12 protein-coding genes are annotated in these 13,014 nt (G+C 58.2%); 10 read left to right on the top strand and 2 right to left on the bottom strand.

What is annotated here, in order from left to right; genetic code table 11:
- Window positions 1-30: 30 nt before the first annotated feature.
- The gene (locus FEZ62_RS16300) at window positions 31-1,173 is read left to right on the top strand and encodes an AI-2E family transporter (RefSeq protein ID WP_172928946.1); all 1,143 of its coding nucleotides are present in this window, start codon (window positions 31-33) and stop codon (window positions 1,171-1,173) included.
- 52 nt (window positions 1,174-1,225) lie between these two features.
- On the opposite strand, the gene FEZ62_RS16295 is transcribed toward FEZ62_RS16300, so the two are convergent.
- Window positions 1,226-2,251, bottom strand: coding sequence for a patatin-like phospholipase family protein (locus FEZ62_RS16295; RefSeq protein ID WP_069898742.1), 1,026 nt, complete (start codon window positions 2,249-2,251; stop codon window positions 1,226-1,228).
- Window positions 2,252-2,563: 312 nt separating this feature from the next.
- Here FEZ62_RS16295 and selD point away from each other — a divergent pair, with 312 nt between their 5' ends.
- The 9 genes from selD to FEZ62_RS16250 all read left to right on the top strand — a co-directional run bounded on the left by selD (window position 2,564) and on the right by FEZ62_RS16250 (window position 11,451).
- Window positions 2,564-3,598: a selenide, water dikinase SelD gene (selD, locus tag FEZ62_RS16290; RefSeq protein ID WP_172928944.1), complete on the top strand. Its 1,035-nt coding sequence runs from the start codon at window positions 2,564-2,566 to the stop codon at window positions 3,596-3,598.
- Window positions 3,598-4,698, top strand: coding sequence for a tRNA 2-selenouridine(34) synthase MnmH (gene mnmH / locus FEZ62_RS16285; RefSeq protein ID WP_172928942.1), 1,101 nt, complete (start codon window positions 3,598-3,600; stop codon window positions 4,696-4,698). The genes selD and mnmH overlap by 1 nt, the downstream gene beginning before the upstream one ends.
- Window positions 4,699-4,757: 59 nt before the next feature.
- Window positions 4,758-5,036 (top strand): hypothetical protein, encoded by a 279-nt coding sequence (locus tag FEZ62_RS16280; RefSeq protein ID WP_069898739.1) that lies wholly within the window; start codon window positions 4,758-4,760, stop codon window positions 5,034-5,036.
- A 37-nt stretch (window positions 5,037-5,073) separates the two neighbouring features.
- Window positions 5,074-5,682, top strand: coding sequence for a flavin reductase family protein (locus tag FEZ62_RS16275; protein ID WP_172928939.1), 609 nt, complete (start codon window positions 5,074-5,076; stop codon window positions 5,680-5,682).
- 90 nt (window positions 5,683-5,772) lie between these two features.
- Complete coding sequence (locus FEZ62_RS16270; protein ID WP_069898736.1) at window positions 5,773-6,690, top strand: MoxR family ATPase; 918 nt, start codon at window positions 5,773-5,775, stop codon at window positions 6,688-6,690.
- Window positions 6,687-7,643 carry a DUF58 domain-containing protein gene (locus FEZ62_RS16265; protein WP_172928937.1) on the top strand — a complete coding sequence of 319 codons (957 nt, stop codon included), beginning with the start codon at window positions 6,687-6,689 and terminating at the stop codon, window positions 7,641-7,643. The genes FEZ62_RS16270 and FEZ62_RS16265 overlap by 4 nt, the downstream gene beginning before the upstream one ends.
- Entirely contained in the window at window positions 7,640-9,640 is a 2,001-nt protein-coding gene (locus FEZ62_RS16260) for a DUF3488 and transglutaminase-like domain-containing protein (protein ID WP_172928935.1), read from the top strand. Before FEZ62_RS16265 ends, FEZ62_RS16260 begins: the two co-directional genes overlap by 4 nt.
- Window positions 9,641-9,697: 57 nt before the next feature.
- Complete coding sequence (locus tag FEZ62_RS16255; protein WP_172928933.1) at window positions 9,698-10,459, top strand: CHAD domain-containing protein; 762 nt, start codon at window positions 9,698-9,700, stop codon at window positions 10,457-10,459.
- A 194-nt stretch (window positions 10,460-10,653) separates the two neighbouring features.
- Window positions 10,654-11,451 (top strand): thioesterase family protein, encoded by a 798-nt coding sequence (locus tag FEZ62_RS16250; protein WP_150549450.1) that lies wholly within the window; start codon window positions 10,654-10,656, stop codon window positions 11,449-11,451.
- On the opposite strand, the gene FEZ62_RS16245 is transcribed toward FEZ62_RS16250, so the two are convergent.
- Entirely contained in the window at window positions 11,420-13,009 is a 1,590-nt protein-coding gene (locus tag FEZ62_RS16245) for a GGDEF domain-containing protein (RefSeq protein WP_242454978.1), read from the bottom strand. The genes FEZ62_RS16250 and FEZ62_RS16245 overlap by 32 nt on opposite strands.
- Window positions 13,010-13,014 lie beyond the last annotated feature (5 nt).

Raw genomic sequence — 13,014 nt, 5'->3', positions numbered from 1 at the left:
TTGTGCGTTGTTAATCTGCTGGAGCGGTGCATGCTCAATAATGATCGATTGCTGGTGCAAATCCTTTTGCTTGGATTGCTGGGCGCCAGCTTGTGGGTGCTTGCGCCGTTTTGGGGGGCTTTGTTCTGGGCCGCAGTTCTGGCGTTTGCGAGCTGGCCGGTCATGCGCTTCATGACTCATCTGTTGCGCGGTCGCGAGGCGCTGGCAGCGGCCATCCTGACATTTTGCTGGTTTGTGCTGGTGGCCGTGCCGCTGGGCTTTCTCGGATTCAATTTGGCAGATCACGTGCGTGAAGCCGTCACGCTGGTCAAAAGCCTGCAGCTTACCGGCTTGCCACCAGCGCCCGACTGGCTGGCGAGTATTCCACTGGCTGGCGACTGGATGATCCGCGCCTGGAATACGGTGGATGAGCAGGGCGCCCAGTTGTTTGCCACGCTGCAACCGTACCTGGGGCAGATCGGCAACTGGCTTTTGGGCCGCAGTGCGCGCATTGGCAGTAACGTGCTCGAACTCGGGCTGAGCTTGATTCTGTTGTTCTTCTTCTATCGTGATGGCCCGCGTCTCGCGGCATTTGCCGAAAGCCTGCTGGAGCGATTGATCGACGAGCGCGCCGAACATTACCGGGACTTGATTGCCGGCACCGTGCAACGCGTCGTCAATGGCGTCATCGGTACTGCCGTAGCTCAAGCGGTGCTGGCGTATATCGGCTTCTTGATTGCCGGGATTCCGGGCGCGTTGCTGCTCGGCGTGCTGACATTTGGCTTCAGTCTGATCATGGTTCCGCCACTCATCTGGGGCCCAGCCGTTGCATGGCTGGCCTGGCAGGGCAGTGTCGGCATGGCGATTTTTCTGGGTGCATGGGGCGTGCTGATCATCAGCGGCGTCGACAACATTCTCAAACCGTACCTGATCAGCCGCGGCGGCAACCTGCCATTGGTTGTCGTACTGCTCGGGGTTTTCGGCGGCATATTAGCCTTCGGTTTCATGGGCCTGTTCCTCGGCCCAACCCTGCTAGCAGTAGCCTACAACCTGCTTACAGACTGGGTGGCTGGCAAACCAGTCGCCGGCAAACCAGTGCCCGGTAGTCCGGTCGCCGGCCCCCCAGTACCAAGCGTCATTCTGCCCGGCGATTCAGCCCTGACCACTCCGACACCCACTGAAAAGCAAATCTAAACCCACCCAGCAGACCAACCGGCAGGCTGAACCCCAGCCTGCCAAACCACCATTAGCCGTGGTAGTTGCCGCTCTCGTAACGGTCCAGCGTGTCGCTGGCAATCTGCCGTCCGAGCATGATCAGTTCCGGTGCCTTGTAGAACTCGAAGAACCGGCATGCACGCTTGGGCACGTTGATCAGGATATCGGGCGGATAGCCCGCAATCTTGTACTGCGCAAGCGAGGTCTGCATGACTTCAAAGCTCTGGTTGATCAATTCGAGCAACGAGGCGGGTCCGGAAATGTCCGCGACTCGTGAGCCGCTGGCGGAAACCGGCGCGCCTTCTTCCTCGGGCTCGGCACGCACTTTACCGGGTGACCGGTAAACCGCATCGGCTTCACTCTGATCTTCGAGCAGCAACAGTTCGTCATCAGCACCGCCTTTGCGCCGGAACTGCGGCAGTTTGGTGCTCAGCGACAGCATCAGTTGATCAAAGCGGCCCTTGAAGGCGTCTGGGCGCTCAATGACTGGCAACTGATAATTTTGCTGATTGGTCGAGTTGAGATTGACCGCAATGATCAAATCGCAGTGGCTGGAAACCACCGGCACAATAGGCAGCGGATTCAGCAGGCCGCCATCGACCAGCATGCGCTTGCCCTGAATCACCGGCGTGAACAGGCTGGGGATTGCCGCCGATGCACGCATGGCCTGATGCAGTGAGCCTTCCTGAAACCAGATTTCCTGTTGGTTGGTCAGGTCTGTGGCCACTGCCGTGAAGGGAATGGCCAGGTCTTCGATATTGATATCGCCGACGATTTCGCGGATATGCCCGAACACCTTTTCTCCGCGGATGGCGCCCAGCCGGAAACTCACGTCAATCAGGCGCAATACATCGAGATAATCCAGGCTCTGGGTCCACTCGCTGTATTCCTTGAGCTTGCCAGCCGCAAAAATGCCGCCTACCACAGCTCCCATCGAACAGCCGGCTACGCAGGAAATATCATAGCCGCGTGCTTGCAACTCCTCGATCACGCCAATGTGCGCATAGCCACGAGCCCCGCCGGAGCCGAGTACCAGTGCAACTCTTTTCTTGGTCAATTTCGTCCCCTAAATAACAAACGCGCAGAGACGCGGGCGCAAAAATATAGTCGTTCAGCAACCCGCCGCGCCAGAGGTAAACCGGCACGCATGCGCGATATTGCTGCAGATAATGGGCCAGAAAACCAAGCCCACGCGTCATCATACGCGTCATTATCAGATTAGCCTCGCCACGCATCACCTGATCTTTGTTCTGCACGCAAACGCCGTCCCCGTTAACATAAAGATTTGGCCCAGACAGGCGCTTGAATCGCGAGCGTTGTGCGCGTATTTGCTAGAATGCCGCCGCCCGTCGACGAGAACAGAGGATTTATGAGCGAGCCCATTCGTTTGACCCAATACAGCCACGGCGCCGGTTGTGGTTGCAAGATTTCTCCCAAAGTCCTCGATGTCATCCTCGCCGGGAGCGGGGCGCAGAACCTCGACCCCAATTTGTGGGTGGGCAATGCCTCGCGCGATGACGCGGCGGTCTACGGCATTGATGGTGAGCGTGGCGTGGTCTCGACTACCGACTTTTTCATGCCGATTGTCGATGATCCTTATGACTTCGGGCGTATTGCTGCCACCAATGCGATCAGCGATATCTACGCCATGGGCGGTGATCCGTTGATGGCGATTGCCATTCTCGGCTGGCCAGTCAATGTGCTGGCCCCTGAGGTTGCCCGTGAGGTCATCCGTGGCGGCCGTGCGGTCTGCGACGAAGCCGGGATTACCCTCGCAGGCGGCCATTCGATTGACGCCCCCGAGCCGATCTTCGGCCTGGCGGTAACTGGCCTGGTCGAGAAGCGCTACATGAAGCGCAACGACACCGCGACATTGGGCTGCAAGCTGTACCTGACCAAACCTCTGGGCATCGGCATTCTGACCACGGCCGAGAAGAAGGCCAAGCTGCGCGAAGCCGACATCGGCCTGGCACGCGACTGGATGTGCACCCTGAACAAGGCCGGGAGTCATTTCGGAAAATTGGCTGGCGTCACCGCCATGACCGACGTCACCGGCTTCGGCCTGCTCGGTCACCTGCTGGAAATCGCCGAGGGCAGCGGTCTTACGGCCGAGGTCGAATACGCCCGTGTACCGCGTATTGAAAGCGTTGAGTATTACCTCGATCAGGGCTGCATTCCGGGCGGCACCTTGCGTAACTTCGACAGCTACGGCGAAAAAATTGCGCCGTTGCCTGAGTTGCACAAACTGCTGCTGTGCGACCCGCAAACCAGCGGCGGTTTGCTGGTTGCGGTAACGCCAGAAGGTGAGGCTGAGTTTCTCGTCTGTGCGCAAGGGCTGAACCTGCAATTGCAGCCGATTGGCCAGCTGCGCGAGCGACAGACATACGCTGTCGAGGTTATCTGATGCGCGACAATTGCAGCGATTACCGGCAGATATTCCTCAACGACAGCCCGATGATGGACGCCCGCGCGCCCGTGGAATTCAACAAGGGCGCGTTTCCCAACGTGGTGAATTTGCCGTTGATGACCGACATCGAGCGGCAGAAGGTCGGCACCTGCTACAAACAGCACGGCCAGGACGCCGCTATCACGCTGGGCCATCAATTGGTGCAAGGTAAAACGCGCGAGGAGCGGGTGCAGCGTTGGGCAGAGTTTGCCACTGCCAATCCTAACGGTTACCTCTACTGTTTTCGCGGTGGCCTGCGCTCGCAACTGGTTCAGGAATGGCTGAAAAGCGATGCCGGTATCGAGTATCCGCGCGTTGTGGGCGGCTACAAGGCCATGCGCAATTTCCTCATCGACACGACTGATCAGGCCGTGACGCAGTGTAATTTCGTGTTGGTCGGCGGCATGACCGGCACCGGCAAGACCGAAGTGATCGCCCAGCTCGGCAACAGCCTTGACCTTGAAGGCCATGCTAATCACCGGGGCTCAAGTTTTGGCAAACGCGCTACCGGGCAGCCGATGCAGATTGATTTTGAGAATGCCCTGGCCATCGACATTCTGAAAAAGCGCAACGCTGGCATGGAGCAGTTTGTTCTTGAGGATGAAGGACGCATCATCGGCAAGTGCTCGTTACCGCTGCCATTGTACGAAGGCATGCAGCACTTTCCGCTGGTATGGCTCGAAGACAGCGTCGAAGGTCGAACAACGCGCATTCTTCAAGATTATGTCATCGACTTGAGTGCAGAGTTCATTAACCTGCAGGGCGCTGAAGAAGGCTTCAAAGCCTTTGCTGAGCGTTTAATGCAAAGCTTGACTAACATTCAAAAGCGTTTGGGCGGTGAGCGTTATCAACGTCTGGCCGCCATTATGCAGCAGGCGCTGCTGGAGCAGGAAACGCAGGGCGATGTAAGCCTTCACCGGCAATGGATAGAAACTTTGCTGGTTGAGTATTACGACCCGATGTATGTGTTTCAGCGAGAGAACAAAGCGGGGCGTATCGAGTTCGTTGGCGAGCAAGCCGCAATTGTCGAGTTTCTGCAACATCGCGCTGCTAAATGAACCTCAGGTAAACACTGCTGGTCAATGAATCATCACAATTGCTAAACGGAGTTGCACACATGAAATCGATTTTTTGCATAGCGCTGATGGCTGCCGCACTGGTTGGCTGTGCAGGTAAAACTGATTATCGCAATTCGTGCGGGAGCCAACTGGATGCCGCATGGCATGATCTGGATTTGGCCAAGGCTGAAGGTTTTGCTGGCACCGTCAGCTATTCCAAAGCACTCTCGCTGCTGACCGCCGCGAAAACCCAGCAGCAATTTGAAGCCTATGAAGGCTGCACCAGCAAGGCCAAAAAAGCCCAGTTCTACATTGATGAGTCCCGCGCGGGTCGTTAAGCCCCGGCAATTGTTTAATCCGTCGGAGGAAAACTGGATGGAGTTGGATTTTACCCAGTTGGCGCCCCTCGATGCTTATCGCTGGCTGGCCTCGACCGTTACCCCAAGGCCCATCGCCTGGGTGTCGAGTATCTCCCGGGAAGGCGTCAGCAATCTGGCTCCATTCAGTTTCTTTCAGGTGATCAGTGATGAGCCACCCACGCTGATGGTGAACGTCAACCATCACGGTGACGGCAGCCTCAAAGACACCTTGCGCAATGTGCAGGCCACGGGTGAGCTGGTCATTCAATTGGTCAGCTTTGCTCAAGCCGAGCAAATGAATGCCAGCTCTGCCGGGTTTGAGCACGGCGTCAGCGAGTTCGAGCGGTGCCAGATTGGCAGCACTGCCAGCCGCCTGATCGCACCGCCACGGGTGACGGACTCGGTGATTGCATTCGAGTGCAAGGTTGCAGAAATCCAGCCGTATCCGCGCGACAAGCCGAACTGCCACATGATTTTCGCGCAGGTACTGTTGGCGCATGTCAGCGATGCCGTACTCAATGACAAGGGCCGCGTAGACCCGCACAAGATGGACCTGGTTGGCCGTTTGGGCGGCGCTGCCTATACCCGCACCCTTGAAACATTCGAAATGGTCAGACCCGGCTAAAGTTCACTGTTTTGTGATTAATCATTACACGGGCCTTTGCCCCGGACGCGGCTGCCAGTAGCATCGAGACACTTGCATAAGGAGTGTTCGATGCGCAGAAAACTGGAAGCTTGCCTTGAGGCCGTCAATCAGGTCTTGCTGGGTAAAGAACCACAGGTAAGGCTGGCGCTGGCTTGCTTGTTGGCGCGGGGCCACCTGCTAATCGAAGACTTGCCCGGCATGGGCAAAACCACCCTCAGTCATGCTTTGGCCAAGGTGCTTGGCCTGAGCTTTCAGCGCGTGCAGTTCACCTCCGATCTATTGCCGGGCGATATCCTTGGCACCTCGGTTTTCGACAAGGACTCCGGTCAGTTCACCTTTCATCCGGGGCCGATCTTTGCCGAGTTGGTGTTGGCTGATGAAATCAACCGGGCGACACCAAAGAGCCAGAGTGCATTACTTGAGGCCATGGAAGAGGGGCAGGTCACCATTGAGGGCGCCACGCGGCCATTGCCCGATCCTTTCTTTGTGATTGCGACGCAGAACCCGGTCAGTCAGGGTGGTACTTTTGCCTTGCCCGAATCACAGCTGGATCGCTTCCTGATGCGTCTGTCGCTCGGATACCCGGCGCGTGGCGCTGAAAAGGCGTTGTTGCTGGGTGATTCACGACGTGCGTTGCTGCCGCAGATATCGGCCGTTCTGGATCACAGCGAATTGGCCGCGATTCAAGCCGAGGTGCCCAAGGTGCGGGTCAGCGATGCGCTGGTGGAATACGTACTGCGCCTGGTTGAGGCCACGCGCACGCAGCCGCAATTCGCCTGGGGACTGTCGCCACGGGCCAGCCTGGCATTGCTCGCAGCCTCTCGTGCATGGGCGTACCTGGCCGGTCGCGATTATGTGATCCCGGAAGACGTGCAAGCGGTGCTGCCTTCGGTAGTGGGCCATCGGCTGCGTGAGCGCGCAGACCCTTCCGGTCATGGCGGCAGCACGCTGGTGCAAGGCTTGCTGCGCGAGGTCACACCTCTTTGATCGCCGCTGTGCAGGCGCGCTGGAATCGCTGGCTGACCCGGCGCTTGCCGGCTTCCAGCCGGGTGCGGCTCACTCAGCGGCGGATATTCATTGTGCCGAGCAAAGTTGGTGTGATGTTCTTGCTGGCGCTGACGTTGATGTTGCTGGCGGCCATCAACTATCAAAACAGCTTGGCCTACGCGCTGACCTTTCTGCTCGGCTCGGTGTTCATCGTGGCAATCCTGCACACCTACCGTAATCTGTCTGGTCTGGTGCTGCGCGCCGCGGGGGTTAACACCGTGTTTGTCGGTGAGCATGTGCGTTATCAGGTGACGCTGGAAAGTCTTAACCACGCGCATCAGGCGATTAGTCTGGGGTTCGCAGATGAGCCGCCATTGATTGTGGATGTGCCGCTACAGGCGAGTACGCCGGCAGAACTGTCGCTGCTGACCACGCAACGGGGTTGGTTGAAAGCGCCAAGAATGCGCGTCGAAAGTGGCTTTCCGTTGGGCTTGTTGAAAGCTTGGAGCTGGGTCGATCTCGATCAACAAGCGCTGGTTTACCCGCAACCGATCGCCGCTGATTTACCGCCCGTGATGGCTAGCATTGGCGATGAAGACGAGCAGGGGCTGCGCGTGTCGGCCGATGGCGCCGATGATTTTCAGGGATTGCGCAGTTATCAGGCTGGCGATTCACGCAAGCGCCTGCACTGGAAGGCCTATTCGCGGGGCATGGGTTTACTGGTAAAGGATTTCGCCAGCCTCGGCGGCAGTCAAACGTGCCTGGACATCGCCGCGCTGTCGGGCGATCAAGAGTATCGGCTTTCGGTGCTTTGTTATTGGGTGCTGCAATATACCGAGCGCCAGCAACCGTTTTCGCTGCGCCTTGATGATAAGCAAATTGCGGCAGACACCGGTGACGTTCATTGTCAGGCCTGTTTGCGCGCATTGGCCCTGACAGGGCTCAGCCAATGAGCCAGATTCAGGTTATTCCGCGCATCAGCCTGACGTGGCTGTTGGTGGCGCAGGTATTGGTGATTCTACCGCACCTGAGTCACTTGCCGCTGTGGGTGATCGGCTTGTGGTTGGCTTGTGCGGCTTGGCGCGTGCAGATATTTCGCATGCGCGCCAATTACCCGAGCACGCTGCTCAAGTTAGGACTGATGATCGCCACTGGTTGCGGGGTGTTTCTCAGTCGGGGTAGCTTGATTGGCCTGGATGCCGGCGTGGTGCTGTTGGTGGGTGCGTTTATTCTCAAATTACTCGAGATGCGCACGCGCCGTGATGCTCTGGTGCTGATATTTCTGGGCTTCTTTGTGGTGGTTACTGCTTATCTGTTTGATGACAGCATCACCGCAGCGCTGTACAGCGTCCTGCCGGTCACCGCGCTACTCGCCGGACTGATCGGTTTGCAGCAAAGCAGCCTCGCCAGCCGTCCGTGGGACACGGCAAAGTTAGCCGCAGGACTGATGTTGCAGGCGCTGCCGATCATGCTGTTGCTGTTCGTGTTCTTTCCGCGCATCGGTCCACTCTGGTCGTTGCCCATGCCCGGTGGGAATGCGGTAACCGGGCTGTCCGACAGTATGACGCCAGGCGATATTGCCGATTTGAGCCGCTCCGGTGCGTTGGCGTTCAGGGCCAGTTTTGACGGCGAGGTGCCGCCGCGAACCGAGTTGTATTGGCGGGCGCTGACCTTGGACCGTTTCGATGGCAGGCGCTGGTCGCAATCCTCAACACTGAATTATTCGCCCTCGCCAGACTGGCAGAAGGTCGGTGATCCAGTGAGCTACAGCATCGTCATGCAGCCCAGCTCTCAGCCCTGGCTATTTGCATTGGATGTGGGCGAGACGTCATTGCCGCAGACCCGGCAATTGAGTGATTTCCGCTTGCAGCGCAGCAAGCCGGTCGAACGCAGTTTGCTCTATCAAGTGACCTCGTGGCCGCAAGCCCTGCGCGAACCGCACGGCTCAAGCACCGGCTTGCGCCGCGCCCTGCAATTGCCCGCCAACGTCGATCCGCGCAGCCGCCAGTGGGCGCGTGAGTTGCGCCAGCAATATCCGCAGGATGAGCAGTTGGTCAATGCGCTGCTTAAGCACTTCAATCAACAACCGTTTGTTTACACCTTGCGGCCGCCGCAGATGAGCCGTGACAGTGTCGATGACTTTCTATTCGACGCGCGCCGGGGGTTCTGCGCCCACTATGCGGGCGCCATGACCTTTGTCCTGCGCGCCGCCGGCATCCCGTCCCGCGTGGTGGCGGGGTATCAGGGCGGCGAGTACAACCCCAATGGCAATTACGTGCAGGTTCGCCAGTTCGACGCTCACGCCTGGGTTGAATACTGGCAGCCAGATCGCGGTTGGGTGAGTGTCGATCCGACGTTTCAGGTGGCGCCCGAACGGATAGAGTCCGGCCTTGAGCAAGCGCTGGCCGGGGAGGAGAGCTTCATGGAAGGTTCGCCGTTCTCGCCGTTACGTTTTCGCAAGCTGGCCTGGCTCAACCAAATCCGTCTGGCCTGGGATAATCTCAATTACAGCTGGCAGCGTTGGGTGCTTGGGTATCAGGGCGCACAGCAACTTGAGCTGTTACAGCGCTGGTTCGGGCGTGTAGAGGCGCGTGAGCTGATCATCAGTCTGGTCGGCGGTGGCGCACTGTTTTTAGCGTTCATTGCTCTGTGGTTATTCAAACCATGGATACGCAACGGCGCGCCTGAACAGCGCTTGTTCAGCCAGTTCGAGCGCTTGCTGAGGCGCCACGGGATTTATCGCAAAGCTGGTGAAGTGCCGGGGCACTTTGCCCGGCGTGCAGCAATTGCCTTGCCGCGTCAGGCGCCAGAAATCATTCAGTTCTATCGCTCATTCGAGGCGCAGTATTACGCGGGTCAGTCGATTGATCCCAAGCTGTTGCGCAGTCAGTTACGTCAATTACGCCGCGCGCTGCCACTGCGCCTGAGCCGGCTTGATCGCCATCAATGAGCCCGTGCTGGCAATGAGCTAGTCTGATGCAAGCATAATGTTGCGAGGGAGTGACACTTGAGCGCGTTGACCAAGGATTTACGGGAGCAGGTGATTCGTTTGCATGTGGCAATTATCGCCTGTGTTGAACGTGTCAGGGCAAGAACCGATGCCGAGGCTTTGCACGATCTGCGAATCTATCTGCGTAAGCTGCGCAGCCTGCTCAAACCGGTGGGGAATCGCGCCAGTTGCATGGCACTGCAGAGAAGCGCGGCGGCGCTCGGCACCCTTACCGGCCCATTGCGAGATCTTGAAGTGCTTGAGACCGAGCTGTGGCGTTTGGGCGACCAGCAGGCGGCTCGTGCCCGTGCTGAGCGTGTGGTGCAGGGCTACGCAGGTGTTGCTTGCAGTCAGCAGACGCTTGAGTTATTGCAGGCTTTAGAGGCCTGGCCGGCAGACTGGTTGGCCAGCGAGCTGCAAGGCGAGCTCAAGCAGCTTCGCGCGCATCTTCACAAGCGTTTACGCAAAGACCAGCAGCGCCTGCGTACGCTGCTGCACAGCGAAGCACTGGACTGGCATGAGCTGCGCTTGCTGGTCAAACGTGTTCGTTACGGCGCCCAGGCGTATCCACAACTCTGCGGTTTATCGGCCCGCCAGCAGGCAACATTGAAGCGGGCGCAATCTTCCTTAGGCACTTGGCACGATCACTTGCAGTGGTTGCACCGCGCTGAAACCGAGCCAGATCTGCAGGCTTGCGCCGGCGTCTGGTCTGCCAGCCTGCAAGGGTGCGAGCAGGCATGCACGGATGTCGTGGTGCGGTTACAAGCGCAAATGGCCTGAATCACTGGCGCACAAACAGAGGGCTTTTAAGCCTTTTGTCCGGCGCATCCGGTCAGCCTTGGCATGCCCGGTAATCTGCACGCCTTAAGCGACGTGGCTTGTCCTGCATACCGCGAATTTGAGCCTTTTCGAGATACCTTCGCAAATGCCCTGAAGTCTCATAGACTCGCGCAATGGATCAGGACGAGGCTTTTATGACTTTCACGCAATTGCTGACAGCCGTTCGCGGCGGTACTAACGAGGTTGTTATTCCTTCGCTTTGGGCGCAGGGACGTGCCAGCTTTGGTGGTTTGGTCGCTGCCCTCGTGTATCAGGCCATGCGCAATAAAGTGGCGCAAGGGCGACAGGTTCGCTCGCTGGCGATTACCTTTGTCGGTCCGGTTGCGCCCGATGTGCCGGTGAGTTTTGAAGTTGAAGTGCTGCGCGAAGGCAAAGCGGTTTCTCAGGTCATGGGCCGTGCTGTGCAGAACGGTCAAGTGATGACGCTGATTCAGGGCAGCTTTGGGGCCGCGCGCGAATCCATTATCAGCGTCGGCGCGTTGCCAGCTCCGCAAATCGCAGCGCCAGAGGCCTGCACCGAGTTGCCCTATATCGAAGGCGTTACCCCCGAATTTATCCGTTTTCTGGCCATGCGCTGGGGGATTGGCGGTATGCCTTACACGCGCAATGAAGACCGTGAAATGGGCGGCTGGGTGCGGTTGCGCGGTGAGGATCAGGTTTGCAGCATTGATGAGGCGCACATTCTGGCGCTGGTGGATGCCTGGCCGCCGGCCTTGCTGCCGCGCCTGAGCACGCCTGCGCCCGGCAGCTCGCTGACCTGGACCATCGAATTCATGCAGCCGGTTGCCGAGTTAACAACGCTGGACTGGTGCTTGTACCGCGCGCAGATTGAATATGCCCGCGACGGTTATGGCCATGTCGCTGCGGCGATGTGGACGCCCAGCGGCGAGTTGATGGCTATCAGTCGACAGACAGTGGCTGTGTTTGCTTGAGTGTCGGCGCTGGGCAAATGCTAATGCGGTTGCGCCCGGCGGCTTTGGCTTCATAAAGCGCCATGTCTGCGCGGTTGAGCAACTGATCGAGTGATTCATTTGGGGTCATGCTTGCCAGCCCGATACTCAGGGTCATGGAGTGGCGCTGACCGTTGTCCAGTTGCAAATGCAAAGCTTCGATACTGCTGCGTAAGCGTTCGGCAATTGGCAGCGCCTGTTCGGCGCAGGTGTGCGGTAACAGCACCACGAACTCCTCGCCGCCAATACGGCCGAGGATGTCATCTTCACGCACACCCAACTGCAGTGTGGTTGCAACCAGTTGCAGGGCGAGGTCGCCGGCCTGATGCCCATATTTGTCATTGATCTGCTTGAAATGGTCGATGTCGAGCATCAACGCTACGCAGTGCTGCTCGAGTAATTTTGAGTAGTGCAGCAACTCTTCAGCTTTGCGCCAGAAAGAGTGGCGATTGTCGAGGCCTGTCAGGGCATCGGTATTGGCCAGTGCCAATAACGACTCTTCCATTTTTTTGCGCACGCTGATGTCATAACACCAGATCAGGTGTGCAGGGCGGCCTTTATGCTCAAGTACCCGCCCTGAAACTACCGCGCAGTATGGCGCGCTTGGGCCGCGGAGCAGCGCCTCCAGATCATCGACGTGCTTGGCATTAATCAAGTTGGCGTAAAAGCGTTCAGCATCGGCGGGGTCGGCAAAAAACTGCGCATACTCGAAGGTGTTTGGCGGGCCCTGTGGGTTCAGGCGCAAGCCTTCGCTCATGAAGTAAATTTCGTCGCCGGTGGCACTGAAAAACGCCACATCACTTGGACTGGCTTGAAGGATCTGGTTCAGAACACGTTGTTCTTCGCTGAGCTCAAGGGTGCGCATAGCGACCCTGTCTTCCAGTGTATGGTTAAGCTCGCTCAGCCGGCTCGACAGTTGTCGGGCTTCGCGATAGTTGTAAATCAGTTTTGCCACCAGCAAGGCCGAGCCAATCAGCAAACTAATCAATGTCCAGCCGATGTAGCAGAAGCTTTTGTACAACAGCTGGCGGTCGTGATCGAGTTTGTTGGCCAGGGATATATTGCTGGCGATCATCACCTCGTGCATGGGTTTGATCAGTGGGGTCATCTCGCGGTTTATCTGGATTGCCAGGCGCTGCGCGGCTTGTTCATCCGCGAAGTGTGCCTGTTTATTCCAGGTGGAGCTGAGGCTGATAATTCTTGCCAGCGCCTCATCGGCGCGCGGACGCGGCAAGGGCAGGGCACTGAACATTTTGCCGTCCTGGAGCATGCGGGTACTGCTGCGCAGAACCTGCACACGGACCACCAAATCATCGGCGCTGATTTCACCCTGTTGGAATTGCCGGGCCGCCTCAAGGGTGCGCTCCATCTCGCGGGTGGTTTGATACGAGCGCCAAAGCTCGCCGTGCAGGTTGGGCGCGGCGAGTTGGTTGGCTTGCTGTCCTGCGAGTAACAACGCGGCGGTCAGCAGCCCGAGCATGGCTACCACTATTAGTACCAGCACACTCAAGGCAATGTTCTTGTGGGATCTGCTCAGCATCCATG

This window comes from Pseudomonas sp. MS19, assembly GCF_013277615.1.
Classification (GTDB): Bacteria; Pseudomonadota; Gammaproteobacteria; order Pseudomonadales; family Pseudomonadaceae; genus Aquipseudomonas; species Aquipseudomonas marincola.
This window is presented reverse-complemented; position numbering and strand designations above follow the sequence as displayed.

Excerpts from the sequence above, each read along its gene's own strand:
- FEZ62_RS16300 (WP_172928946.1), top strand. The coding sequence starts at position 31 with ATGCTCAATAATGATCGATTGCTGGTGCAAATCCTTTTGCTTGGATTG.
- selD (WP_172928944.1), top strand. The coding sequence starts at position 2,564 with ATGAGCGAGCCCATTCGTTTGACCCAATACAGCCACGGCGCCGGTTGT.
- mnmH (WP_172928942.1), top strand. The coding sequence starts at position 3,598 with ATGCGCGACAATTGCAGCGATTACCGGCAGATATTCCTCAACGACAGC.
- FEZ62_RS16280 (WP_069898739.1), top strand. The coding sequence starts at position 4,758 with ATGAAATCGATTTTTTGCATAGCGCTGATGGCTGCCGCACTGGTTGGC.
- FEZ62_RS16275 (WP_172928939.1), top strand. The coding sequence starts at position 5,074 with ATGGAGTTGGATTTTACCCAGTTGGCGCCCCTCGATGCTTATCGCTGG.
- FEZ62_RS16270 (WP_069898736.1), top strand. The coding sequence starts at position 5,773 with ATGCGCAGAAAACTGGAAGCTTGCCTTGAGGCCGTCAATCAGGTCTTG.
- FEZ62_RS16260 (WP_172928935.1), top strand. The coding sequence starts at position 7,640 with ATGAGCCAGATTCAGGTTATTCCGCGCATCAGCCTGACGTGGCTGTTG.
- FEZ62_RS16250 (WP_150549450.1), top strand. The coding sequence starts at position 10,654 with ATGACTTTCACGCAATTGCTGACAGCCGTTCGCGGCGGTACTAACGAG.
- FEZ62_RS16245 (WP_242454978.1), bottom strand. The coding sequence starts at position 13,009 with ATGCTGAGCAGATCCCACAAGAACATTGCCTTGAGTGTGCTGGTACTA.